Genomic DNA, 21745 nt, shown 5'->3' with positions numbered 1-21745 from the left:
TTGATTCCTCTTTAGCTGAAGAAGGAAGTACTATGCCTGAAGCAGTTGTTTCTTCTTTTTCAATTTTCTTGATGACGATCTTATCGTCAAGTGGTCTAAGTTTCATCTATATTTACCTCCTTTTTATTAGCACTCGGCAATGCCTTCTGCTAATATATATAATAATACATTGGCAAAAATTTTTCAAGGGTTGAGTGCAAAATAAAAAAATAAAAGCTTCACTTTTTATAAGCAAGCTTTTATTTTTTCCAAATCTACTTATTGAACTTGACAACTTCATTTTGAAGTAATCTCTTTTTATTCGCAAGTCCTCCAGCATAGCCTGTTAGACTGCCATCGACTCCCACCACTCTATGACAAGGTACTATTATTGATATTGGGTTGTGCCCAACTGCACCGCCAACCCCTTGCGCCGACATTCTCTTATACTTTCCGCTCTCTATTAATTTCTCTGAGATAGCTTTATATGTAGTAGTTTCTCCATAGGGTATCTCTAATAAAATTTTCCACACATCTCTTCTAAATTCTGTTCCAATAAGTTTTATGCATGGCATAAATTTTGGCTCTTCACCACTAAAATATATATCAAGCCACTTTTCTGTAACTTCTAAATTTTTATTTGAAAGTTCTCCATTTTTTGAATCAAAATTTTCTGTTTCTTCTCCCTTTATAGCATCTCCAAAATATTTTTGATTTTCAAAATATAATCCAAGTAAAAATTCTTCATCAAAGATTAAATAAATTTTTCCAAGTGGAGAGTTGTAAATTTTTTTATAAAGCATAAGCCCTCCAAAATGTAAAAAAGGAAATCCCATTGGATTTCCTTATACTAATTCTATAATTGAAATTTCTGCACCGTCTCCACGTCTTGGACCCATTTTCAATACTCTAGTGTATCCACCATTTCTATCTGCATATTTTTCAGAATATTCTTCAAATAATTTTGTAACAACATCTTCTGAATAAATATATGCTAAAGCTTGTCTTCTTGCGTGAAGGTCGCCTCTTTTTCCAAGTGTAATCATGCGATCTGCAATTCTTTGAACTTCCTTAGCTCTAGTATGAGTAGTTTTAATTCTACCTTCCCTTAAAAGAGAAGTAACAAGGTTTCTAAGCATTGCACGTCTATGACTTGAATTACGGCCAAGTTTTCTGTTTTTTGCCATAATGTCCTCCTTATTCTTCTTCAGGTTTGAGGCTTAGTCCTAATTCTTCAAGCTTTTCAGTTACCTCTAGTAGAGATTTTCTACCTAGATTTCTAACTTTCATCATTTCACTTTCAGTTTTATTAGTCAATTCCTCAACGCTGTTTATTCCAGCTCTCTTTAAACAGTTAAATGATCTAACAGATAAATCTAATTCCTCAACTGTCATTTCGAGAACTTTTTCTTTTTGATCCTCTTCTTTTTCAACCATCAAATTTATTTCACTGACATGTTCTTTTAGGCCAATGAAGAGTTCAAGATGTTCTGTCAAGATTTTTGCTGCAAGGGATGTAGCTTCGTCAGCTTTCATAGAGCCATCTGTTGTAACTTCAAGGATTAATCTATCATAATCAGTTCTTTGTCCAACTCTAGTGTTTTCAACTTTCCAGTTTACTTTTTCCACAGGAGTGAAGTTAGAATCCATTGGAATAATTCCAATTTCAGTTATTTCATCCTTTTTAAGCTCAGAAGGTTCATATCCTCTTCCCTTTTCGACCATCATTTCAAGATAAAAATCAGCATCCTCATTTAGCGTAGCTATATGTTGATCTGGATTAATAACAGTTACCTGAGGTTGAAGCTCAATGTCAGAGGCTTTAATCTCTCCTTTGCCCTTTTTTTCTATAATAAGTTTTACAGGCTCATCTTCAGTCATCTTTAAAACTATAGATTTAATGTTTAAAACTATTTCAGGTACATCTTCCAATACTCCTGGAATTGTATCAAATTCATGTTCAACGCCGCGTATGTTTATAAAAGAAACTGCTGCGCCTGGTAGAGAGGAAAGTAACACTCTTCTTAAGGAATTTCCAATAGTGATACCAAATCCAGCTTCTAGAGGTTCAACGACGAATTTGCCATATAAACCTGACTCATCTAATTCTTCAATACTAATTCTAGGTTTTTCAATTTCAATCATGGGTACCCTCCTTCTCGATAAATAGTTTAGACTCTTCTACGTTTTGGTGGTCTACATCCATTATGAGGAATTGGAGTAACATCTTTAATCATAGTTACTTCAAGACCTGATGCTTGAAGAGATCTAATAGCAGCTTCTCTTCCTGAACCTGGACCCTTTACATATACATCAACGCTCTTTAATCCATGTTCTTTAGCTTTTTCAGCTGCTTCTTGTGCTGCTTCTTGTGCTGCAAAAGGAGTTGACTTTCTTGAACCTCTAAATCCAAGTTGTCCAGCACTTGCCCAAGAAATAACATTACCGTTAATATCAGTAAGAGTAACCATAGTGTTATTAAATGTTGAAGCTATATGAGCTTCTCCTTTTTCAATGTTTTTACGAACACGTCTTCTAGAACGTGTAACTTTTTGTTTCTTAGCCATTATAGTCCCCCCTTACTTACTTTTACTAACAAGTTTCTTAGGACCTTTTCTTGTCCTAGCATTAGTCTTAGTTTTTTGTCCTCTTACAGGAAGACCCATTTTATGCCTTCTTCCACGATAACAGTTGATCTCACGAAGTCTTTTGATGCTCATTGCAACATCACGACGCAAATCACCTTCTACGTGGTATTTATCTATTTCTTCTCTAATTTTAGCAAGTTCAGCTTCTGTCAAATCTTTAACTCTTGTATCAAAATCAACGCCTGCAGCAGTTAAAATTGCTTGAGATCTAGGTTTTCCAATACCATAAATATAAGTGAGTCCGATTTCAACTCTCTTTTCTCTAGGTAAATCTACACCGGAAATTCTAGCCATAATTACCTCCCTTATCCCTGTCTTTGTTTATGTTTCGGATTTTCGCAAATTACCATTACTTTTCCGTTTCGTTTAATTATTTTGCACTTTTCGCACATCTTTTTTACAGATGGTCTTACTTTCATTTAAATGCCTCCTAACTCTAGGATTATTTCTTTCTCCAAGTTATTCTTCCTCTTGTAAGATCATAAGGTGAAAGCTCAACTGTCACCTTATCACCAGGAAGAATTCTAATATAATTCATTCTCAATTTACCTGAAATATGAGCAAGTATGATATGTCCGTTTTCAAGCTCAACCTTGAAATGAGTATTTGGAAGAGCGTCTACAACAACGCCTTCAACTTCAATTACATCTTCTTTAGCCATATTATTAAGGATCCTCCTTTAGCTATAAGGTAATAGTTTCTTTCTAATATAACTGTCATTTAAATCTTTAACATCAAGATCAATGACATCCTTATATATATAAAGATGTTTTACCTTTTTTTTCTTTGGTCGATCTAGCTTTCTTAGCTTTCCATCTACGAGAAGGAGAAAATCATCATCTATAATCTCAGTGATTACAAAAACTTTTCCCTCATCTCTACCCTTTTTGGATCTTACAACTTGTCCCCTTAAAAGACTAAATGTATTATCCATGAACTATTCAAGACCATTAACTATATCTTCAAATACTTTGTCAATATCCTTAGCACCATCGATGTCTACAAGAAGATTTTGTGCTCTGTAGTAATCAATAAGAGGTGCAGTTTGATCAAAGTAAACTGAAATTCTAGTCTTTACAGTTTCTTCAGTATCGTCATCTCTTTGAATAAGCTTAGTACCATCCTTATCACAAACTCCCTCTACCTTTGGAGGATTGAATTTAACATGATAAGTCATTCCACAAGTTTTACAAACTCGTCTTCCAACAGCTCTTTCAATTAAAATTTTAGGGTCAACTGTAATATTAATAACATTAGTTAGCTTTTCATCGTTTTTGTCTAAAATGGAATCAAGACTAACAGCTTGAGCCACAGTTCTTGGAAAACCATCTAGTAGAAATCCCTTCTTAGCATCTTCCTTGTTTAGTCTATCTTCAACAAGTGCGATTACAAGATCATCAGGAACTAAAAGACCCTTATCCATATAAGACTTTGCTTCTTTGCCAAGTTCTGTGTTGTTCTTAATATTTTCTCTAAAGATATCTCCAGTTGAAATATGTGGAATATTGTATCTCTCAACAATATATTCAGCTTGTGTGCCCTTTCCGGCCCCTGGAGGTCCTAATATAACTAATTTCATAAATGCCTCCTATTTATTCTTTAAGAAACCACGATAATTTCTCATGATTAATTGTTGTTCTAATACTCTGTGAATTTCAAGCACAACACCAACTACGATGATAATTGAAGTACCACCATAATTAAATTGTAATCCTGAAATAAGTGTTAGTATAGTTGGAAGAACTGCAAGTATTGAAAGTGCAATTGCTCCCGGCATAACCAATCTATTCAAAGTTCTACCTAAATAATCACTTGTTGGTTTACCTGCTCGAATACCGCTAATAAAACCACCATTAGCTTGAAGGTTTTTAGAGTATTCAACAGTGTTAAATTGGATTGTAGTGTAGAAAAATGTGAAAAATATAATAAGAATAATTGTAAATATTATATAAATCACAGCTCCAGGTCCTCCAGCAGGAGTTAACCATTTTTGAATCCAATTTCTAGTTGATTCACTAGTAAACATAGCAATAGTTGCTGGAATAGCAAGTAGTGAGTTGGCAAAGATAATTGGCATAACACCAGTCATCAAAACTTTAATAGGAATATGAGTAGCTTGACCGCCATACATTTTTCTTCCTACAACCCTCTTTGCGTATTGTACAGGAATTCTTCTTTCACCTTCAGTAAGTGTTACTACAAATACAACAATTGCAATTGCAATTATTACGAATAGCACTAAAAAGATTGGACTAGATTTTCCTGCTTTTACAAGAGCAACTGATTGAGCTATATCAATTGGAAATCTTGAAACGATACCTGCAAAAATTAAAATTGAAATACCATTTCCGATTCCATGTTCAGTTATTTGTTCACCTATCCAAACTAGAATAGCAGTACCTGCTACTATTGATAGGATAATTGTTGCATATTCAATAGCGCTTGTTGCATTTATAGCTTGTCTGAAAAGGCCAAAAGTATAACCAACAGCTTGTACAAGAGCTATGGCAATAGAAAGGTATCTAGTATATTTTGCAATAGCCTTTCTACCAGTTTCCCCCTCTTTTGCAAGAGATTCCAATGAAGGAATTGCAATTGTCAAAAGTTGAAGAATAATTGATGCAGTAACATATGGATATATGTTTGCAGCAAAAATTGTAAATCTTCTAAAGTTACCTCCTGCCATTAAATCTAGGAAGGAGAAAATTGATCCACCTGCTCCACTCATAAGTTGTGAAATAACTTGTGAGTTCATGTAAGGAACAGCGATATGTGATCCAAGTCTATATAATAGAAGCATGAATAAAGTGAAAAGCATCTTCTTACGAATTGACTCAATTCTCCACGCATTTCTAAAAGTGGATAGCATTAAATCACCTCGGCCTTTCCTCCGCAAGCCTCAATTTTTTCTTTAGCAGATTTTGAGAAATGCTGAGCTTTTACAGTAAGTTTAACATTTAATTCACCATCCCCCAAAATTCTAATTCCGTCTTTAGCTTTTCCAGCTTTGATAAATTTGTTTTCTATTAAGAATTCAGGAGTGATTTCAGTTCCTTCTTCAAATACATTAAGATCTGCTACGTTAATAACAGCATATTCTTTCTTAAAGATATTTGTAAATCCTCTCTTAGGAAGACGTCTAAATAGTGGCATTTGTCCACCTTCGAATCCAGGTCTAACTCCTCCGCCACTTCTAGCATTTTGTCCTTTGTGACCTTTACCAGATGTCTTTCCAGTACCGGAACCTATTCCACGACCCACTCTTTTTCTAGCTTTAACTCCGCCACCTTCATTAGGTCTTAAGTCATGTAACTTCATTAGGTACACCTCCTTATTCTTCTACTTCGATCATATAATCGACTTGTTTCAACATACCTCTAATTTGAGGTGTATCATTTTTTTCAACAACTTGGTGTAACTTTCTTAGGCCAAGTGCTTTTATTGTTTTTCTGTGTTTAGGTACTTTACCGATAGGACTTTTTACAAGTTTAATTTTAATTGTACTCATGACTTTCCTCCTATCCTATAATTTCATCCGCTGATTTATTTCTAAGTCTTGCAACAGATTCAACAGTTTTAAGTTGTTTTAATCCTTCAATTGTTGCATTAACTGTGTTTCTTGGATTATTTGTACCAATATTCTTAGTACGAATATCAGTAATACCTGCAAGTTCACATACAGCACGAACAGCTCCGCCTGCGATAACTCCCGTACCTTCTCTTGCTGGTTTTAAGAAAACTCTACCTGCTCCATAAATTCCAGTTACTTGATGAGGAATAGAAGTATTTAGTAGATTTACTTTTATAATATGCTTTCTAGCATCTTGTGTTGCTTTTCTTATAGCTTCAGGAACTTCAAGAGCTTTACCTGTACCTACGCCAACGTGTCCGTTTTTGTCGCCAACTACTACAAGAGCAGAGAATCTAAAATTTCTACCACCCTTAACTACTTTGGCAACTCTATTTATAGATACAACTCTTTCTTCAAGATCAAGTTCTGCCGCATTTATTAATGAACGCTCCATTACTTCCTCCTTCTTAGAATTTTAGCCCAGCTTCTCTAGCTGCGTCAGCAAGTGCTTTGATTTTGCCATGGTATACATAGCCACTTCTATCAAAGACAACTTCTTCGATGCCTTTTTCCTTTGCTTTCTCAGCAATAGAAGTACCAACAGCCTTTGCTGCTTCAATATTTCCAGTGTTTTCTAAATTCAATGACTTATCAAGAGTTGATGCACTTAATAAAGTATTGCCAGCTTCGTCATCAATTAGTTGAGCATAAATATGCTTAGATGATCTGTAAACTGAAAGTCTTGGTTTAGCAGAAGTACCGGAGATATGATTTCTAAGTCTTTTGTGTCTTTTTATTCTATTTGCATTTTTATTAATCTTTTTTAACACTTAAATTCTCCTCTCTTACTTACCAGTCTTACCAACTTTACGTCTTACATATTCATCAGTATATCTAATACCTTTACCTTTGTAAGGTTCAGGTTCTCTGAAGCTTCTAATGTAAGCAGCATAAGCGCCAACTTGTTGTTTGTCATTACCTTTTACAATAATGGAGTTAGCTGAAGGAACTTCAACTTCAATACCTTCTGGATCTTCAAGATCAAGAGGATGTGAAAATCCTAAGTTAAGAGAAAGAACTTTTCCCTTCTTAGCAGCTCTATATCCAGTTCCGATTATTTCAAGTGATTTTGAATAACCTTCTGTAACGCCAATTATCATATTGTAGATTAGAGTTCTAGTTAAACCGTGAAGTGCCTTAATTTTTTTAATCTCATTTGGTCTTTCTACAGTGAGAACTCCGTCATTTAATTCTATTTTTAAATCTTTATTGAAAGATTGTGTTAGTTCACCCTTTGGTCCCTTAACAGTTACTGTTTGACCGTCAATTTTAACATCAACGCCCTTTGGGATTTCAATAGGTTTTTTGCCAATTCTTGACATTTTTCACCTCCAAATTACCAAACGTAGCAGATTACCTCTCCGCCAACTTTATCTTTTCTCGCCATTTTATCTGTAATTATTCCCTTAGATGTAGAGATAATTGCAATTCCTAGTCCTCCTAGAACTTTAGGAACATCTTCGCACTTAACATAAACTCTAAGTCCCGGTTTAGATATTCTCTTTAGTCCGGAAATAACTCTTTCTCCGTCTTGAGAATACTTAAGATCAATCTTGATCATTCCTTGTTTGTCGTCTTCAACAACATCATATCCTTTAATATAACCTTCATCAAGAAGAATTTGAGCTATTTCTTTTTTGATTTTTGAGCAAGGAATATCAACAGATTTATGTCTTGCATTATTTGCATTTCTAATTCTTGATAGCATATCTGCAATTGGGTCTGTCATCATATCAGTTTGCCTCCTTTCATCTAAGGCTTTTACCAGCTAGCTTTTCTTACGCCAGGAATTTGTCCCTTATACGCAAGTTCTCTAAAGCATATTCTACATATTCCATATTTTTGTAAAACTGAATGTGGTCTTCCACAAATTTTACATCTAGTATATTCACGAGAAGAATACTTTTGTTTCCTCTTTTGTTTTGCAATCATTGATTTTTTTGCCACAATGTACCTCCTTAAGCCTTAGCAAAAGGCATTCCCATTTTATCTAGGAATTCTTTAGCTTCTTCATCAGTATTAGCAGTAGTTACTATAATGATGTCCATTCCTCTAATAGCATCAACTTTATCATACTCAATTTCAGGGAAGATAAGTTGTTCTTTAAGGCCTAGAGCATAATTTCCTCTACCATCAAAAGCAGTAGGCTTAACACCTCTAAAGTCTCTTACTCTTGGAAGGGCAACATTCATTAATTTGTCTAAGAATTCATACATTCTTTGTCCTCTTAGAGTAACTTTAACACCAACATTTTGTCCTGCACGAAGTTTAAAGTTGGCAATTGATTTTCTTGCCTTAGTAACAACAGCCTTTTGACCTGCTATTGTAGTAAGTTCTTCTACTGCAGATTCAAGAGCTTTGTGATTGTCTTTAGCTTCACCAATTCCAATGTTAATAGTGATTTTTTCAAGTCTCGGTACTTCCATAACGTTACTGTAGTTGAAACGTTCCATTAGGTGGCCCACAACTTCTGTCTTATATTTTTCTTGTAGTCTTGAAGTCATTATTCTACCCCCTACTTAATTACATTTCCGCTAGATTTTGCAATTCTAACTTTTTTTCCGTCTTCTATCTTATATCCAATTCTTGTAGCCTTGCCTGATGCACTGTCAAAGTACATAACATTAGATACGTGAATTGGAGCTTCCATTTTTTCTATTCCACCTGGATTTTGTGGTCCTCTAGGTTTAATGTGTTTAGTAACAATATTTACCTTTTCAACAACTACTAAATCTTTTTTAGGAATTGTTCTTAATACCTTACCAGTTTTGCCTTTATCTTTTCCGGCTATAACTTTTACGATGTCATCTTTTTTAATTCTCATATTACACCTCCAAATTATAGTACTTCCGGAGCTAGAGAAATAATTTTCATAAAGTTTCCAGCTCTTAGTTCTCTAGTTACAGGTCCAAAAATACGAGTGCCAACAGGGCTTCTATCATCTTTTATTACAACAGCAGCGTTATCGTCAAAACTAATGTAAGATCCGTCTTTTCTGCTAATGCCCTTGTTTGTTCTAACAATAACTGCTTTTACAACAGCACCTTTTTTGACAACGCCACCGGGTGTTGCATTTTTTACAGAACAAACCACGATATCTCCGATACTAGCTGTTTTTCTATTAGTTCCACCAAGGACTTTAATTACAGATAGTTCTCTTGCACCTGAATTGTCAGCAACACGCAATCTTGTTTCTTGTTGAATCATGTTATTCTCCTTTCAAGTTAAAATTATTGAGCTTTTTCAATAATTTCTACAAGTCTCCATCTTTTATCTTTACTTAGTGGTCTAGTTTCCATAAGTTTTACGCGATCACCAATACCACATTCATTATTTTCATCATGAGCCTTGAATTTAGTAGTTTTCTTAAATCTCTTTTTGTAAATTGGATGATTCTTTAAAGTCTCAGTCTTAACTACAATAGTCTTATCCATTTTATCGCTTACTACAATTCCTGTTATAGTTTTTCTTGAATTTCTTTCCATGAGATTAAGCCTCCTTTCCAACTTCAAGTTCACGTTCTCTAATGATCGTTTTTACTTTTGCTATATCTCTTTTAACACTTTTAATACTTGATGGATTGTCAAGTTGACCAGTAGCCAATCTGAATCTCAAATTAAAAAGTTCATTTTTAAGTTCATTAACCTTATTATTTAAATCTTCGCTAGTCATTTTGCGAATTTCATTAGCCTTCATTTGAGTCACCATCCTTATCTTTCATAACGAATTTAGTTCTCACAGGGAGTTTCATAGATGCAAGTCTCATAGCTTCTCTTGCAACTTCTTCAGAAACACCGCCCATTTCAAATAAAATTCTTCCTGGTTTAACTACTGCAACCCAATACTCTGGAGCACCTTTACCAGAACCCATACGAGTTTCAGCAGGTTTTTCAGTAACAGGTTTGTCTGGGAAAATCTTAATCCAGATATTTCCACCTCTACGAATATATCTTGTCATAGCACGACGTGCCGCTTCTATTTGATTTGAAGTTATCCAACAAGGTTCTAAAGCTTTTATACCATATTCGCCATATGCAAGCTCATTACCACGCATAGCCTTGCCCTTCATTCTGCCTCTGTGAACTTTACGATATTTTACTCTCTTAGGCATCAACATGACTATTCCTCCCTTCTTTAAGACTCTTTATTTTTATTGTCTCTTCTGTTATTTCTATTAAAATTATTGTTTCTGTTATCGCGTCTTTTGCGATTTCTGTTATCTCTATTATCTCTGTTATCTCTAGGTTTTCTTCTTGAATCTTCTTTTAATTCAGGAAGAACTTCGCCCTTATAAAGCCAAACTTTAACACCGATCTTACCGTAAGTAGTATCAGCTTCAGCGAAACCATAGTCGATATCAGCTCTTAATGTTTGAAGAGGAATAGTTCCTTCAGAATAGCCTTCAGTTCTTGCCATATCTGCACCGCCTAAACGACCTGATACAGCAGTCTTAATACCAAGAGCTCCTTGACGCATAGTTCTTTGAATTGCTTGTTTCATAGCACGTCTAAATGCAACTCTTCTTTCAAGAGATTCTGCAATGCTTTCAGCAACGATTTGTGCATCTAAGTCTTGATTTTTGATTTCTTCAACATTTATTACAACAGATTTATTTGTAAGCTTTTCAATTTCAGTTCTAAGCTCTTCAACTCCAGCGCCGCCACGTCCAATTACCATTCCTGGTTTAGCTGTATGAATAGAAACTTTAACTCTATTAGCAGCTCTTTCAATTTCAATCTTAGAGATTCCTGCAGTATAAAGCTTTTTCTTAACATATTTTCTAATATTGTTGTCTTCAACTAAAAGATCGGCAAAATTCTTCTTGTCTGCATACCATTTTGAATCCCAATCTTTAATTACTCCAACACGAAGTCCATGTGGGTTTACTTTTTGGCCCATTCTCTACCTCCTTACTCTCTTTCTGCTACTACAACGCCAATGTGACTTGATCTTTTAAGGATTGGATAAGCCATACCCTTAGCCTTAGGACGAAATCTCTTCATAGTAGGTCCGTCATTAGCGTATGCTTTTTTCACATAAAGATCGTCTCTGTCTAAATTAAGGTTGTTTTCAGCATTGGCTACAGCTGATTTTAGTACCTTATAGAGTTCATGAGCTCCCCTCTTATTAGTAAACTTTAAAATAGAGAGGGCCTCATCAACGCTTTTGCCGCGTATTTCAGCGCAAATATAATTCACCTTAAGAGGTGATATTCTTACATATTTTGCAATTGCTTGTGCTTGCATTATAACCCTCCTTATTTAACTGTTGTGCTCTTTTCGCTCTTGCCGCCGTGGCCTCTATATGTTCTTGTTGGAACAAATTCACCTAATTTATGTCCTACCATGTCTTCAGTAATATATACTGGCACATGTTTTCTGCCGTCATGAACAGCAATTGTGTGTGATACAAATTCAGGGAAAATAGTTGAGCGACGAGACCAAGTTTTAATTACTTTCTTTTCGTTCTTTTCATTAAGCTCGTCAACCTTCTTTAGAAGGTGTTCATCAGCAAATGGTCCTTTTTTTATTGATCTACTCATTATACCCTCCGATTACTTAGTTCTTCTTCTTACTATATACATATCAGATTTTTTAGATTTCTTTCTAGTCTTAAGTCCTAGAGCTTTCTTGCCCCAAGGAGTCATTGGTGAAGGTCTACCTACTGGAGTTCTACCTTCTCCACCACCATGAGGGTGATCAACAGGGTTCATTGCAGATCCTCTAACATGAGGTCTCTTTCCAAGATATCTGCTCTTACCTGCTTTACCTAGTGTAATAAGTTCGTGAGAAATATTTCCAACTTGTCCAATAGTTGCCTTACATCTTTGATTTATTAATCTAAATTCACCTGAAGGAAGTCTAAGTTGAGCATATTTTCCTTCTTTTGCCATAAGTTGAGCTGATGATCCAGCACTTCTTGCTATTTGACCGCCCTTTCCGGGAGTCATTTCAATGTTGTGAACAGTAGTACCAACTGGGATATCAGCAAGTATTAGTGCGTTACCAACTTTAATATCTGCTTCTGAACCTGATTCGATTACATCCCCAACTTTTAATCCATTAGGTTGGATGATGTATCTCTTTTCACCATCAGCATAAGATAAAAGTGCAATGTAAGCTGTTCTATATGGATCATATTCAATAGCTACTACTTTTGCAGGAATATTGTCTTTATCTCTCTTTAAATCTATAATTCTATATTTTCTCTTAACTCCGCCGCCTCTATGTCTACTAGTAATTCTACCTTGTGAATTTCTACCGGCAGTTTTTTTGATGCTAACTAAAAGAGATTTTTCAGGTGTCTTCTTAGTAATCTCTTCAAATGTAGCAACAGTCATCTGTCTACGGGCAGGAGTTGTAGGTTTAAATCCTCTAATCGCCATTTTAATACCTCCTACTATCAGATAGAATCAAAAAATTCTATCGGTTCTGAGTCATCAGTAAGCTTAACTATAGCTTTTTTCCATGAAGGACGTCTACCTTGATGAACTCCTTGTCTTTTTAATTTTCCACGCATATTCATTGTATATACTTTTTCAACCTTAACGCCGAAGATTTCTTCAACAGCTTTTCTGATTTCAGGTTTAGTGGCATCTTTTTGCACTTCAAAAGTGTATTTATTTTCTGCCATCATATCCATACTTTGTTCAGTAACTAAAGGTCTTTTAATAATGTCAAATTTATTCATCAGTTAAAAACCTCCTCAACAACATCAAGCGCAGCCTTTGAGATAATAAGATTATCGTATTTTAATAAATCATATACGTTAATATCAGTGGCTCTAGATGTTTTTACTCCAGCGATATTTCTTGCAGCTCTTTGAACGTCTTTTTCGTCGTCGTTAACAACTACAAGTGCCTTTTTACCTGCTTTAATATCCTTTAAGATGTTAGCAAAAATCTTTGTCTTTGGCTCATCCATTGTGAACTTGTCAACAAGAATCATTTCGCCATCTTGGAATTTGCTAGTAAGAACTGATTTAAGAGCAACTCTTCTAGCTTTTTTAGGAGTTGTATAAGAATAATCTCTTGGTTTCTTAGCGAAAACAACTCCACCGCCTCTCCATTGAGGTGATCTAATTGAACCTTGTCTTGCACGACCTGTTCCCTTTTGTCTCCAAGGTTTTCTTCCGCCTCCACGTACTTCAGCACGAGTTTTAGCAGAGTGAGTACCTTGTCTTTTATTAGCCAAAATGTTTTTAACAACTAAATAAACAGCATGAGTGCTTATAGGAGCATCAAATAGCCCTTCACTTAGTTCGACTTCTTCAACAGGATTTCCCTTAATGTCAATCATTTGAATTTTAGGCATTTCTTAACCTCCCTATCTTATTTAGTCATTTTAACAGTGCTTTTAATTCTTACAGTTCCCTTCTTAGGTCCTGGGATAGCACCCTTAACTAAAATTAAATTTTTATCTGTATCTATTCTAACAATTTCTAAGTTTTGAACAGTAACTCTTTCGTTACCCATTTTTCCAGCCATTCTATGGTTTTTGAATACTTTTCCTGGATAAGAAGCAGCACCCATACCACCTGGCATTCTGTGGAATTTAGAACCGTGAGTTTCTCTACCACGACCAAAGTTATGGCGTTTGATAATACCTGCAGTTCCTTTACCCTTTGAAGTACCAATAACATCAACATGTTCTTCTACTTCAAAAATATCTACCTTTATTTCATCTCCAAGGTTGTAAGAATCTACATCATCAGTTCTAAATTCAGAAAGATGTTTTCTATATCCTACGCCTGCCTTGTCAAAATGTCCCTTCTCAGGTTTGTTAAGTCTTTTTTCTTTAACTTCATGTGTTGCAACTTGGATGGCATTGTATCCATCACTTTCAATTGTTTTCTTTTGCACAACAACATTTGGTTCTACTTCAATAACTGAGACAGGAGTAACAGTACCCTCTTCATCAATAATTTGGGTCATGCCAATTTTTTTACCTACTAAATATTTCATGTTGCACCTCCTAGTATTTACAGCGGACTTCTATATAGAAGTCATATAAAGCAAAGTCTTAAAGTTTAATTTCTATATCTACACCAGCTGGTAGATTTAACTTCATAAGTGAATCTACAGTTTTTTGTGTAGGATTAAGTATATCAATTAGACGCTTGTGAGTTCTTTGCTCAAATTGTTCTCTTGAATACTTATACTTGTGTACAGCTCTTATAATTGTAATAATTTCCTTTTCTGTTGGAAGAGGAATTGGTCCAGATACTTCTGCACCGCTCTTTTTAGCAGCTTCAACAATTCTTAATGCTGAATTATCAAGTAATTCGTGATCATAAGCTTTAAGTTTAATTCTGATTTTTTGTTTGCCTTTGTTAGACATATTTACCTCCTATTCGCTAAAGCCTTACTTGCGAATGGGGCTATCGATAAACGTGCCCTGGTGTATCACAGAGCCCGTTTGAAAAAAATAACCCGCGCCCAAGTCCAGCTTGGACTTCTCCATCATAATTACCTTGAAACTCCTTTTTTTCGGCAAAGTTTCAAGCAACTTATGATTTCATCGCAACATTCTTTTTAAACGCTTAAACATTATATAGTAAATTTAAGCCAATGTAAAGCCATTTTTTAAAGTATTTAAAAATATTTTGAAAAATTTTACACTTCTCTATTATAATTTTCCGAGAAAATTTTCAATAACTTTAATTACTTTAACAAAAAAGACTCATAAATAATATGAATCTTTTTACACAATTAATATTTTTATAAATCTTTCTTTTTATTATACGAAATCAAAATAGCACCGTTTATTCTCTTTACCAAGTTTTTTGTTTTCTTCTTATTTAAAAGTATTAAATTGAAATATAAATCTACTCAATAGGGTATAATATAATTATATTAAATAAATATTAAAGGAGGAACTATGAAAATATTATTATTAATGAAAACTGTTCCTGACACAACTAATGCAAAAATCGATCCGGAAACTAATAACTTAATTAGGGATGGAATTAAAACTATAATAAATCCATCAGACCTATGTGGACTTAAATTTGCATTAAATATATCAGAACAAGTAGAAGAAGATGTACAAATTGACGCGCTAACTATGGGACCACCTTCTGCAGAAAAATTTTTGCGCGACTGCATACAAATGGGCGCAGAAGAGGCTTATCTATTAGAAGGACTTGAATTTAGAGGATCTGACACAATAGCAACTTCCTATGCACTTGCAGAAGCGGCAAAATCAATTTGTGATTACGATATAATCTTTACAGGCGACCAAACTACGGACGGCGATACTGGACAAGTAGGCCCACAAATTGCTGAAAGACTCGGCATGAATCAAGTTACTTATCTATGCGATATAAATTATCGAGATGGCGAATTTGAAGTTAAAAGAAATGTAGGTACAGGCGTTGAAACTGTAAAATTATCTACACCTTTTGTTGCAACAGCCCTAAAGGGTTCTGTGAACAAGCCTTCAAAATTTGCGCTAAATAGAGATGAAATTGCAAAGGAAAAAGAAATTCACGTCTTAACTGCATCTTCCCTTGGACTTGACCTCGACAAACTTGGACAAAAAGGTTCTCTTACAATAGTAAAGGATTTAAGTGCCCCAAGAAAATCAGAAGCAGGAAACATGATTGACACTGGTTCTGCAAGTGGAAATATTAAAGAAGTCATAAAAATCTTAGAAGATAAGAAAGTATTAGTGTAGGTGATAAAATGAAAAAGGGAAATATTTGGGTAGTAAACGAAACATCAGAAGGTTCACTTTCACTTATTACTAAGGAAACTATGTCAAAGGCAAGAGAACTTTCTGAGGATTTAAATAAAGAACTAATAGCAGTTGAAATTGGATTTAATAACGACGGCATTGCAAGGGAATCAGGGTATTATGGCGCCGATAAAGTAATACAAGTAAATGATGAACTTTTAGAAAATTACAACACCTTAGGTTATGCAAAAGTTTTGGAAGCATTAATGGATAAATACGACCCTGCAATAGTAATGTTACCAGCTAGCCACAACGGCCGTGACCTTGCTGGAAGAGTTTCCGCCAATAAAGGCGTTGGACTCGTTGCAGACTGCTCATCAGTTGAACTAACAGAAGATAAAAAAGACATAAAATGGATTAGACCTTCCTTTGACGGAAAATTATTCTGCGACGTAAGAATTTTATCTGAAGTTATGATGGCAACAATTGGAAGAGGAGCTTTTGTAGAAGCAACTCGCGACGAAAGTAAAAATGTTGAAATCATAAAAGAAGAAACAAAACTCAAGGCAGAAGACATTGCTACAAAGTTTATTGGCTTCGAAAAATCTGACATCAACCCACTACTAGACAAACTTATGAATTCAAAAATAGTTGTATCAGGTGGATTAGGACTTGGAGGACCAGAAAACTGGCATTTAGTAGAAGAACTTGCCGATGCTCTTGGCGGTGCAGTTGGTGCAACAAAAGCTGCAACAGACCTTGGCTGGTGTGATAAAGACATTCAAGTTGGAGTAACTGGCGTACAAGTAAAACCAGATTTATACATTGCCCTTGGAATATCTGGAGCAATTCAACATACAAAGGGAATGGAAAACTCTGCGACAATTATCGCAATAAATAAGGACCCAGATGCAGCAATATTTAACATAGCAAGCTATGGAATAGTAGACGATTTATTTAACATAGTTCCAGATTTAATAAAAGAAATTAAAAATAGAAAGTAACATTTAAAGCCGTGGTTTCCATGGCTTTACTTTTTTATCATGCACAAAATAAAAAGACTCGAGTTTACGAGTCTTAATAATATTTGACCTTTCTATAAATGTCAATGTCTTTTCTCTTTTTTTACATAAGCCATCATTTTAAAGAACACTAAAAACATTGCAATCCAACCAACAACTGTAACAGCATAAATTGCATACTTTAAATATGGAACTTCACTTTTCTGTTCAACTTGCGTAGTCACATTAGCTTTCTTTTCCACAACTCTTTCTGCGTTAATTAATAACCTCTTTGGTCTAGGTGGTCTCTTTGGATGGCAAGTTAGTAATGTAATCATGTCCCTGCCTTCAATAGGGAGAATACTTTCCCAATCACTTGGATCTATAATCTCCTGACCAGTAACTTTGTATTTCAAAAGTCCGCTGCGTCCATCAATTAAAATTTCATCTCCAACTTCAAGCTTGTCGATGTTGTAAAACATTAGATCTCCCCACCAGCCTCTATGACCAGCAATGACAGATCTCGTAGACTTTCCGCCAAGAGGAATACTCGTTCCTTCTACTTGTGCAACTCCCCAGTCCAAATGGTCGTAAGTTGCATCGAGATAAATCGGCTTTTTCATGTCAAGCTTAGGAATAATAAGATAAGCAAAAACTTCGTCCTTGTCAATGCCCTTGATATCGTAATAACCTTTATAATCTTCGTTGTCAAAGGGGTCGATAATATTGTTGCCGCTCTTTTTTACCTCTTCATTGTATTTTTTAAGTGCATCAGTTACCTGAGCATCTTTCTCCTTAAAAGAGGCATACCTTTTGTCCGCCATGATTTCTCTAAAGGACATAGAAGTAAAGGCAAGAAGGGGCATAAATATCCCCACCAAGATAAACAAATATCCAATTATGACCCTAGTCTTAGCCTTCATAGCCTCCTCCTGCGTCTTCTAATGTAAATATATATAACAAGCATAACAAAAGCCAAAATAGCAAATACCCAAATTAATGACCTGTGATTGAACTTAGCCTTATTTTCCTCAGTTTCTTTTTCCTTTGGCACATATGGAATCCTGTGCCCACGCACCAAAAGTCTGTGAGAATTAATCATATAAGGCGTACAAGTTAAAAGAGTCATGTAGTCCATGCCGTCAACGACGAGAACATAATCAAAATTCCACGGCTCAATAACTACGATTTGATCCACTTGATAAGCTAAAGTTTCCTTGATATTTGTATAATAAAACACATCGCCTACTTCCATCTTGTCAAGATCTCTAAAGAGCTTGACTTGCGGAAGACCTCTATGAGCTGTGATAACAGAGTGGGTAGACTTGCCGCCAACAGGAAGGGAAGTTCCTTCCAAATGACCACAAGCGTGTTGCAAAACATCTTCAGAAGTGCCTGCAAAAACAGGAATATTTTGGTTTATCTTAGGAATATCTATATAGCCAATTTTTTCCCTTGCTTCAAGCATTCTGGCATAATTTGCCATGCCTTCCTTTTCCCTTTCAGTGTATGGGTCAGCAAGCTTTGAAGGGTCTAGAGTTTCATTATATGCACGAGCAAGATCCATTCTCTTATTTATCTCTTCCTCTGACATCTCAGAAACAGCTTCCTTAAATTCCGTAATTTGATTGTTATTATCCACAGTATAATAATAATTTGAAATAATCGGATAAATGGCAATGAGAAGACCTAACAAAAATAACAGGATAATCTTCCAATTATTTTTAAACTTCTCCTTCACTGTCATCACCCCTATCATTATTATCATTCAAATCACTATTTTTAGTCGCATTTATCTTAGCCATCTCAATATTTTTTGCCTTTTCAGCTTCTCTTTTTTTCGCTAACTTTTTATTTCTCTTAGATTGAATAAATCTAGCTAATATAATTATAGCAAAAATTAAAAGAATGATAAGCCTTTTATCAATACCTAAATTGCCACCCTTATCTTCTCTAATCTTTTCATCTTTCTCAGGCACATAAGGAATCCTATGTCCACGGACAATTAGCCTGTGCGTATTAATCATAATAGGAGTACAAGTAAGTAAAGTTGCATAATCTTTTCCCGGTACCACAAGAAGCTGAGAAAAATCAGAAGGATCTATGACGTCAATGTGATCAACTTCATATGCCAAAACACCGCCAATGTTGTTGATGTAAAATTTATCTCCAAGCTTTACCTTTTCAAGATCGGTAAAAAGCCTAGCAGAAGGAAGACCAGAGTGAGCAGTGATGACAGTGTGAGTGGACTCACCACCAATAGGAAGAGAAGTACCCTCCAAGTGCCCACAGCCTTTTTGCAAAATTTCCTCATTAGTACCAGCATAAATTGGCAGATCTACGTCAATAGAAGGTATCTCAATAGTGCCAATCTTAGTCCTAAGTTCAAGCATCTGTGCATAATTTTCTATCGCCCTATGTTTTTCTTCCTCACTATAAGGATCCTTTGGGACTACATTGCCCAGATCGTCGTTATAAATCTTGGCTAACCTAAGACGTCTATCTATCTCCTCTTGACTCAAAAGCTCCCTTGCTTCCTTAAAATCAGCAACTTGATTGTTTGCCTCAATCCTATAATACCAGTTAGATATCAAGGGATAAGAAAGTATCCCAAGACCTAAAATAAAAATAAAAATGAATAACTTATTGGATTTTTTCTTTTTTTTGCTCATCTTTTCTCCCATAAAAAAGAGGCTCCAAGGAGCCTCACTTTACTTTTTGTCCTTGATCATAAACCTGCCTAGACCAATCATTATAGCACCAGCGATGACAAGCACAATTAGCGTGATGTCGCCAGTCTTAGGAATAGGCGGCTTTTTAGTATTTTCAATAATTAGGACTTTCTCAAAAGAATTGTCGTCAATGTCAAATTTCAAACTACCTTGCAAAAGAGTGTAGCCACTAGGAGCCTTAGTTTCCCAGATATAATAAGTTCCATAAGGGAGATCCCTCACAAAAAACTTGCCATCTTCACCAGAACTAAGAACTAGATCCTTGCCATTGTACTTTAACCTTTGGTCTTTGCCATCAACTTGACGAGTGATTACAAACTCAGCACCAGGAAGACCCTTTTCTCTTAATTCATCAGTCTTGAAGAAATTATAAGAACCAAGCTTTTTCTTGTTCATAACAGTGAGCTTTGCCTTGTCCCCAGAGAATATTGAAAATTGACTTTCTGCCGTAACAACCTCATAACCCTTAGGTGCCTCGATTTCTTTGAAAAAATATACACCAGGTTCAAGATCTTTTATTAAAATATAACCCTTATCATCAGTCTCGAAAACTTCTTCCTTGCCCTTATCATTCATAGAAAAATTGCTAGTCCTTACTACCTCGCCATTATCACGAATAAGTTGGAACTTTGCACCTTTTAATGCCCTTCCTTCATCATCAGTTTTAAAAAGCAAAACTGAATTAGGAGGAGTTGGCGGTACATGAGGTGGATTATGAGGCGGCTCATGAGGTGGATTTTCTGGAGGAGGAGTTTCCCTTCCTCCCCACTTTAATTTAACAATATTTGTTTCATCGGGAGAAAAAACTGCAGATTCAATAAAAGTTTTTCTATCCTTGCCACCTAGCTCCCTAATATAATAAGTGCCTCTTTCAAGTTCAAGAGTAACTTTGTAGTCGTCCTTCTCTTTAGGATTAATGACCCATTTGTCATTTTTATCAGCAAGTTGCTTGTCAAGGTCATCTTCACTTAACTTGTCTAATATAGAAACAAGTTTAGTCTTATCCATATTAGTATCAATAAATTTGTCGTTGATTTTCCAAATGCCTAGAGTCCTTCCTTCCAAGTCCTCTCTAGTCAAAGTTTCCCTTGTGTTAATTTCGATGGTAACAGAGGATGCTCCCAAAACATTAAGAGGTAGGAAGACCATAGTTACCATCATGTATAAAATTATTAAATCTTTAATTCTTTTCTTCATCTCTACCTCACAATCATAATATGTAGGGAAGGGAACTCCCTTCCCATAGATTTAAAAATCTGCTCCTTGAGTTAATAATTTTGTATAAAATCTCAAGATATTATCTCAAAAATATCTATCTCAATCAATAGATTGATTAAGCTTCTCCTCTATTTTTTCTCATTGCTATAACAGCGCCAGCCATTAAGCCAATACCCACAACAGTGAATATAACAGTACCAATACCACCAGTTTGAGGTATAGTTACCTTATTATTCTTGATTTGCATAGCATCATTTTTACTTGATTCTGCTACATAGTCAATATCTCCCTTACTTGTGTAAGTTCCTTCACCTACAGTAAAAGTGAAGTTTCCACCATCAGATGGAAGTGCATATCCAGCTGGAGCTTTTGTTTCTACAGCTCTGTAATTTCCATATTCGAGCCCCTTAACTTCAAATTGACCTTTATCATTTGAAGTGAATTTAGTAGCATCTGCTTGATTATCTACCCAAGTATAAGATAAGTTAGCTTCTGTAAATGCTTTATCTCTTGCTGCTTTTAATTCTTCAACTTTAGCCATTGCTGCTTCTTTAGATTCATATTCAACTCCAGCAATATTTGCTTTATTTGTAGCTGAGATTTCTCCCTTTGCTAAAGCTGCATTGACAGCTGCTATAGCATCATTGTATGCTTTTTCTGCATCTGCATAAGTTGTTGTATCTTTTTCAGTAATCTTTAGATATTTATCTGCGTTAGCTCCTGCATTTTTGTTTTGGATAACAAATTCAGCGCCTGCTAATCTTGCAGTACCTTCTTTGTCAGTCTTGACAAATTTCTTTCCGCCAACAGTTACTTGTGGAGGTGTAGGAGTGATAGAATTTGGAGTCTTTGTATTATT

Annotated in this window: 38 protein-coding genes and 1 pseudogene; 2 read left to right on the top strand and 37 right to left on the bottom strand. The window is 35.2% G+C overall.

What is annotated here, in order from left to right:
- From MR285_RS01550 to rpsJ, 32 genes and pseudogenes are all read right to left on the bottom strand, one after another.
- Positions 1-106: pseudogene (locus tag MR285_RS01550) on the bottom strand (co-chaperone GroES); the annotation flags it as partial.
- Between the two features lie 148 nt (positions 107-254).
- Complete coding sequence (locus tag MR285_RS01545; protein WP_293557369.1) at positions 255-782, bottom strand: methylated-DNA--[protein]-cysteine S-methyltransferase; 528 nt, start codon at positions 780-782, stop codon at positions 255-257.
- 42 nt (positions 783-824) lie between these two features.
- On the bottom strand, positions 825-1166 hold the full coding sequence (gene rplQ, locus MR285_RS01540; RefSeq protein ID WP_075660090.1) for a 50S ribosomal protein L17: 342 nt from the start codon (positions 1164-1166) through the stop codon (positions 825-827).
- 10 nt (positions 1167-1176) lie between these two features.
- Complete coding sequence (locus tag MR285_RS01535) at positions 1177-2124, bottom strand: DNA-directed RNA polymerase subunit alpha (RefSeq protein WP_293557366.1); 948 nt, start codon at positions 2122-2124, stop codon at positions 1177-1179.
- A 26-nt stretch (positions 2125-2150) separates the two neighbouring features.
- Positions 2151-2546 carry a 30S ribosomal protein S11 gene (gene rpsK / locus MR285_RS01530; protein WP_019124973.1) on the bottom strand — a complete coding sequence of 132 codons (396 nt, stop codon included), beginning with the start codon at positions 2544-2546 and terminating at the stop codon, positions 2151-2153.
- Between the two features lie 12 nt (positions 2547-2558).
- Positions 2559-2921 carry a 30S ribosomal protein S13 gene (gene rpsM / locus MR285_RS01525; RefSeq protein WP_019107900.1) on the bottom strand — a complete coding sequence of 121 codons (363 nt, stop codon included), beginning with the start codon at positions 2919-2921 and terminating at the stop codon, positions 2559-2561.
- 11 nt (positions 2922-2932) lie between these two features.
- Entirely contained in the window at positions 2933-3046 is a 114-nt protein-coding gene (gene rpmJ / locus MR285_RS01520; RefSeq protein ID WP_010244353.1) for a 50S ribosomal protein L36, read from the bottom strand.
- Between the two features lie 23 nt (positions 3047-3069).
- On the bottom strand, positions 3070-3288 hold the full coding sequence (gene infA / locus MR285_RS01515; protein WP_005957367.1) for a translation initiation factor IF-1: 219 nt from the start codon (positions 3286-3288) through the stop codon (positions 3070-3072).
- Positions 3289-3306: 18 nt separating this feature from the next.
- A complete protein-coding gene (locus MR285_RS01510) occupies positions 3307-3561 on the bottom strand; it encodes a KOW domain-containing RNA-binding protein (RefSeq protein ID WP_293557354.1) in 255 nt (84 codons plus the stop codon).
- A gap of 3 nt (positions 3562-3564) precedes the next feature.
- Positions 3565-4206, bottom strand: coding sequence for an adenylate kinase (locus tag MR285_RS01505; protein ID WP_293557352.1), 642 nt, complete (start codon positions 4204-4206; stop codon positions 3565-3567).
- A gap of 9 nt (positions 4207-4215) precedes the next feature.
- The gene (secY, locus tag MR285_RS01500; RefSeq protein ID WP_293557350.1) at positions 4216-5496 is read right to left on the bottom strand and encodes a preprotein translocase subunit SecY; all 1281 of its coding nucleotides are present in this window, start codon (positions 5494-5496) and stop codon (positions 4216-4218) included.
- Entirely contained in the window at positions 5496-5945 is a 450-nt protein-coding gene (gene rplO, locus MR285_RS01495; RefSeq protein ID WP_019107904.1) for a 50S ribosomal protein L15, read from the bottom strand. Before rplO ends, secY begins: the two co-directional genes overlap by 1 nt.
- A 13-nt stretch (positions 5946-5958) precedes the next feature.
- Positions 5959-6135, bottom strand: a complete 177-nt coding sequence (rpmD, locus tag MR285_RS01490; protein WP_019107905.1) for a 50S ribosomal protein L30 — start codon at positions 6133-6135, stop codon at positions 5959-5961.
- Positions 6136-6145: 10 nt separating this feature from the next.
- Entirely contained in the window at positions 6146-6652 is a 507-nt protein-coding gene (rpsE, locus tag MR285_RS01485; RefSeq protein ID WP_075660084.1) for a 30S ribosomal protein S5, read from the bottom strand.
- 13 nt (positions 6653-6665) lie between these two features.
- Entirely contained in the window at positions 6666-7028 is a 363-nt protein-coding gene (gene rplR / locus MR285_RS01480) for a 50S ribosomal protein L18 (RefSeq protein WP_293557346.1), read from the bottom strand.
- Positions 7029-7043: 15 nt separating this feature from the next.
- On the bottom strand, positions 7044-7580 hold the full coding sequence (gene rplF, locus MR285_RS01475) for a 50S ribosomal protein L6 (RefSeq protein WP_293557344.1): 537 nt from the start codon (positions 7578-7580) through the stop codon (positions 7044-7046).
- A gap of 14 nt (positions 7581-7594) precedes the next feature.
- Positions 7595-7990, bottom strand: coding sequence for a 30S ribosomal protein S8 (rpsH, locus tag MR285_RS01470; protein WP_293557342.1), 396 nt, complete (start codon positions 7988-7990; stop codon positions 7595-7597).
- A gap of 29 nt (positions 7991-8019) precedes the next feature.
- Positions 8020-8205, bottom strand: a complete 186-nt coding sequence (locus MR285_RS01465; RefSeq protein ID WP_005957510.1) for a type Z 30S ribosomal protein S14 — start codon at positions 8203-8205, stop codon at positions 8020-8022.
- An 11-nt stretch (positions 8206-8216) separates the two neighbouring features.
- A complete protein-coding gene (rplE, locus tag MR285_RS01460) occupies positions 8217-8762 on the bottom strand; it encodes a 50S ribosomal protein L5 (RefSeq protein WP_293557338.1) in 546 nt (181 codons plus the stop codon).
- A gap of 11 nt (positions 8763-8773) precedes the next feature.
- Positions 8774-9082, bottom strand: coding sequence for a 50S ribosomal protein L24 (gene rplX, locus MR285_RS01455; protein WP_293557337.1), 309 nt, complete (start codon positions 9080-9082; stop codon positions 8774-8776).
- Between the two features lie 14 nt (positions 9083-9096).
- Positions 9097-9465 (bottom strand): 50S ribosomal protein L14, encoded by a 369-nt coding sequence (rplN, locus tag MR285_RS01450; protein WP_019124984.1) that lies wholly within the window; start codon positions 9463-9465, stop codon positions 9097-9099.
- Positions 9466-9488: 23 nt separating this feature from the next.
- Positions 9489-9743: a 30S ribosomal protein S17 gene (rpsQ, locus tag MR285_RS01445; protein ID WP_169968845.1), complete on the bottom strand. Its 255-nt coding sequence runs from the start codon at positions 9741-9743 to the stop codon at positions 9489-9491.
- Between the two features lie 4 nt (positions 9744-9747).
- Complete coding sequence (gene rpmC, locus MR285_RS01440; protein ID WP_293557336.1) at positions 9748-9954, bottom strand: 50S ribosomal protein L29; 207 nt, start codon at positions 9952-9954, stop codon at positions 9748-9750.
- On the bottom strand, positions 9944-10375 hold the full coding sequence (gene rplP, locus MR285_RS01435) for a 50S ribosomal protein L16 (RefSeq protein ID WP_156700467.1): 432 nt from the start codon (positions 10373-10375) through the stop codon (positions 9944-9946). Before rplP ends, rpmC begins: the two co-directional genes overlap by 11 nt.
- A gap of 17 nt (positions 10376-10392) precedes the next feature.
- On the bottom strand, positions 10393-11157 hold the full coding sequence (rpsC, locus tag MR285_RS01430; RefSeq protein WP_293557335.1) for a 30S ribosomal protein S3: 765 nt from the start codon (positions 11155-11157) through the stop codon (positions 10393-10395).
- A gap of 11 nt (positions 11158-11168) precedes the next feature.
- Positions 11169-11504, bottom strand: a complete 336-nt coding sequence (gene rplV, locus MR285_RS01425; protein WP_019107918.1) for a 50S ribosomal protein L22 — start codon at positions 11502-11504, stop codon at positions 11169-11171.
- A gap of 11 nt (positions 11505-11515) precedes the next feature.
- The gene (gene rpsS / locus MR285_RS01420; RefSeq protein ID WP_019107919.1) at positions 11516-11800 is read right to left on the bottom strand and encodes a 30S ribosomal protein S19; all 285 of its coding nucleotides are present in this window, start codon (positions 11798-11800) and stop codon (positions 11516-11518) included.
- Positions 11801-11812: 12 nt separating this feature from the next.
- Complete coding sequence (gene rplB / locus MR285_RS01415) at positions 11813-12643, bottom strand: 50S ribosomal protein L2 (protein WP_293557334.1); 831 nt, start codon at positions 12641-12643, stop codon at positions 11813-11815.
- Between the two features lie 17 nt (positions 12644-12660).
- Positions 12661-12948 (bottom strand): 50S ribosomal protein L23, encoded by a 288-nt coding sequence (gene rplW / locus MR285_RS01410; protein WP_293557333.1) that lies wholly within the window; start codon positions 12946-12948, stop codon positions 12661-12663.
- Complete coding sequence (gene rplD, locus MR285_RS01405; RefSeq protein ID WP_075660071.1) at positions 12948-13571, bottom strand: 50S ribosomal protein L4; 624 nt, start codon at positions 13569-13571, stop codon at positions 12948-12950. Before rplD ends, rplW begins: the two co-directional genes overlap by 1 nt.
- A gap of 17 nt (positions 13572-13588) precedes the next feature.
- A complete protein-coding gene (gene rplC / locus MR285_RS01400; RefSeq protein ID WP_293557332.1) occupies positions 13589-14221 on the bottom strand; it encodes a 50S ribosomal protein L3 in 633 nt (210 codons plus the stop codon).
- A gap of 58 nt (positions 14222-14279) precedes the next feature.
- Positions 14280-14597: a 30S ribosomal protein S10 gene (gene rpsJ / locus MR285_RS01395; RefSeq protein ID WP_293557331.1), complete on the bottom strand. Its 318-nt coding sequence runs from the start codon at positions 14595-14597 to the stop codon at positions 14280-14282.
- A gap of 540 nt (positions 14598-15137) precedes the next feature.
- Here rpsJ and MR285_RS01390 point away from each other — a divergent pair.
- Both MR285_RS01390 and MR285_RS01385 read left to right on the top strand, forming a co-directional pair.
- Positions 15138-15935: an electron transfer flavoprotein subunit beta/FixA family protein gene (locus MR285_RS01390; protein WP_293557330.1), complete on the top strand. Its 798-nt coding sequence runs from the start codon at positions 15138-15140 to the stop codon at positions 15933-15935.
- A gap of 8 nt (positions 15936-15943) precedes the next feature.
- Positions 15944-16939, top strand: coding sequence for an electron transfer flavoprotein subunit alpha/FixB family protein (locus MR285_RS01385; RefSeq protein ID WP_293557329.1), 996 nt, complete (start codon positions 15944-15946; stop codon positions 16937-16939).
- A gap of 101 nt (positions 16940-17040) precedes the next feature.
- Here MR285_RS01385 and MR285_RS01380 read toward each other — a convergent pair whose 3' ends face one another.
- The 5 genes from MR285_RS01380 to MR285_RS01360 form a co-directional block, all read right to left on the bottom strand.
- On the bottom strand, positions 17041-17859 hold the full coding sequence (locus MR285_RS01380; protein ID WP_293557328.1) for a class C sortase: 819 nt from the start codon (positions 17857-17859) through the stop codon (positions 17041-17043).
- Positions 17856-18683 (bottom strand): class C sortase, encoded by an 828-nt coding sequence (locus MR285_RS01375; RefSeq protein ID WP_293557327.1) that lies wholly within the window; start codon positions 18681-18683, stop codon positions 17856-17858. Before MR285_RS01375 ends, MR285_RS01380 begins: the two co-directional genes overlap by 4 nt.
- The gene (locus MR285_RS01370) at positions 18661-19608 is read right to left on the bottom strand and encodes a class C sortase (RefSeq protein ID WP_293557326.1); all 948 of its coding nucleotides are present in this window, start codon (positions 19606-19608) and stop codon (positions 18661-18663) included. The genes MR285_RS01375 and MR285_RS01370 overlap by 23 nt, the downstream gene beginning before the upstream one ends.
- A gap of 39 nt (positions 19609-19647) precedes the next feature.
- Positions 19648-20865 carry a SpaA isopeptide-forming pilin-related protein gene (locus MR285_RS01365; RefSeq protein ID WP_293557325.1) on the bottom strand — a complete coding sequence of 406 codons (1218 nt, stop codon included), beginning with the start codon at positions 20863-20865 and terminating at the stop codon, positions 19648-19650.
- A gap of 136 nt (positions 20866-21001) precedes the next feature.
- The coding region (locus MR285_RS01360) for a SpaA isopeptide-forming pilin-related protein (RefSeq protein WP_293557324.1) at positions 21002-21745 on the bottom strand (744 nt) is incomplete at its 5' end.

It is taken from the genome of Peptoniphilus sp., assembly GCF_022767005.1.
Lineage (GTDB): Bacteria > Bacillota > Clostridia > Tissierellales > Peptoniphilaceae > Peptoniphilus_A.
This window is presented reverse-complemented; position numbering and strand designations above follow the sequence as displayed.

Coding starts and splice junctions, on each gene's coding strand:
- MR285_RS01545 (WP_293557369.1), bottom strand. CDS start 782: ATGCTTTATAAAAAAATTTACAACTCTCCACTTGGAAAAATTTATTTA.
- rplQ (WP_075660090.1), bottom strand. CDS start 1,166: ATGGCAAAAAACAGAAAACTTGGCCGTAATTCAAGTCATAGACGTGCA.
- MR285_RS01535 (WP_293557366.1), bottom strand. CDS start 2,124: ATGATTGAAATTGAAAAACCTAGAATTAGTATTGAAGAATTAGATGAG.
- rpsK (WP_019124973.1), bottom strand. CDS start 2,546: ATGGCTAAGAAACAAAAAGTTACACGTTCTAGAAGACGTGTTCGTAAA.
- rpsM (WP_019107900.1), bottom strand. CDS start 2,921: ATGGCTAGAATTTCCGGTGTAGATTTACCTAGAGAAAAGAGAGTTGAA.
- rpmJ (WP_010244353.1), bottom strand. CDS start 3,046: ATGAAAGTAAGACCATCTGTAAAAAAGATGTGCGAAAAGTGCAAAATA.
- infA (WP_005957367.1), bottom strand. CDS start 3,288: ATGGCTAAAGAAGATGTAATTGAAGTTGAAGGCGTTGTTGTAGACGCT.
- MR285_RS01510 (WP_293557354.1), bottom strand. CDS start 3,561: ATGGATAATACATTTAGTCTTTTAAGGGGACAAGTTGTAAGATCCAAA.
- MR285_RS01505 (WP_293557352.1), bottom strand. CDS start 4,206: ATGAAATTAGTTATATTAGGACCTCCAGGGGCCGGAAAGGGCACACAA.
- secY (WP_293557350.1), bottom strand. CDS start 5,496: ATGCTATCCACTTTTAGAAATGCGTGGAGAATTGAGTCAATTCGTAAG.
- rplO (WP_019107904.1), bottom strand. CDS start 5,945: ATGAAGTTACATGACTTAAGACCTAATGAAGGTGGCGGAGTTAAAGCT.
- rpmD (WP_019107905.1), bottom strand. CDS start 6,135: ATGAGTACAATTAAAATTAAACTTGTAAAAAGTCCTATCGGTAAAGTA.
- rpsE (WP_075660084.1), bottom strand. CDS start 6,652: ATGGAGCGTTCATTAATAAATGCGGCAGAACTTGATCTTGAAGAAAGA.
- rplF (WP_293557344.1), bottom strand. CDS start 7,580: ATGTCAAGAATTGGCAAAAAACCTATTGAAATCCCAAAGGGCGTTGAT.
- rpsH (WP_293557342.1), bottom strand. CDS start 7,990: ATGATGACAGACCCAATTGCAGATATGCTATCAAGAATTAGAAATGCA.
- rplE (WP_293557338.1), bottom strand. CDS start 8,762: ATGACTTCAAGACTACAAGAAAAATATAAGACAGAAGTTGTGGGCCAC.
- rplX (WP_293557337.1), bottom strand. CDS start 9,082: ATGAGAATTAAAAAAGATGACATCGTAAAAGTTATAGCCGGAAAAGAT.
- rplN (WP_019124984.1), bottom strand. CDS start 9,465: ATGATTCAACAAGAAACAAGATTGCGTGTTGCTGACAATTCAGGTGCA.
- rpsQ (WP_169968845.1), bottom strand. CDS start 9,743: ATGGAAAGAAATTCAAGAAAAACTATAACAGGAATTGTAGTAAGCGAT.
- rpmC (WP_293557336.1), bottom strand. CDS start 9,954: ATGAAGGCTAATGAAATTCGCAAAATGACTAGCGAAGATTTAAATAAT.
- rplP (WP_156700467.1), bottom strand. CDS start 10,375: ATGTTGATGCCTAAGAGAGTAAAATATCGTAAAGTTCACAGAGGCAGA.
- rpsC (WP_293557335.1), bottom strand. CDS start 11,157: ATGGGCCAAAAAGTAAACCCACATGGACTTCGTGTTGGAGTAATTAAA.
- rplV (WP_019107918.1), bottom strand. CDS start 11,504: ATGCAAGCACAAGCAATTGCAAAATATGTAAGAATATCACCTCTTAAG.
- rpsS (WP_019107919.1), bottom strand. CDS start 11,800: ATGAGTAGATCAATAAAAAAAGGACCATTTGCTGATGAACACCTTCTA.
- rplB (WP_293557334.1), bottom strand. CDS start 12,643: ATGGCGATTAGAGGATTTAAACCTACAACTCCTGCCCGTAGACAGATG.
- rplW (WP_293557333.1), bottom strand. CDS start 12,948: ATGAATAAATTTGACATTATTAAAAGACCTTTAGTTACTGAACAAAGT.
- rplD (WP_075660071.1), bottom strand. CDS start 13,571: ATGCCTAAAATTCAAATGATTGACATTAAGGGAAATCCTGTTGAAGAA.
- rplC (WP_293557332.1), bottom strand. CDS start 14,221: ATGAAATATTTAGTAGGTAAAAAAATTGGCATGACCCAAATTATTGAT.
- rpsJ (WP_293557331.1), bottom strand. CDS start 14,597: ATGTCTAACAAAGGCAAACAAAAAATCAGAATTAAACTTAAAGCTTAT.
- MR285_RS01390 (WP_293557330.1), top strand. CDS start 15,138: ATGAAAATATTATTATTAATGAAAACTGTTCCTGACACAACTAATGCA.
- MR285_RS01385 (WP_293557329.1), top strand. CDS start 15,944: ATGAAAAAGGGAAATATTTGGGTAGTAAACGAAACATCAGAAGGTTCA.
- MR285_RS01380 (WP_293557328.1), bottom strand. CDS start 17,859: ATGAAGGCTAAGACTAGGGTCATAATTGGATATTTGTTTATCTTGGTG.
- MR285_RS01375 (WP_293557327.1), bottom strand. CDS start 18,683: ATGACAGTGAAGGAGAAGTTTAAAAATAATTGGAAGATTATCCTGTTA.
- MR285_RS01370 (WP_293557326.1), bottom strand. CDS start 19,608: ATGAGCAAAAAAAAGAAAAAATCCAATAAGTTATTCATTTTTATTTTT.
- MR285_RS01365 (WP_293557325.1), bottom strand. CDS start 20,865: ATGAAGAAAAGAATTAAAGATTTAATAATTTTATACATGATGGTAACT.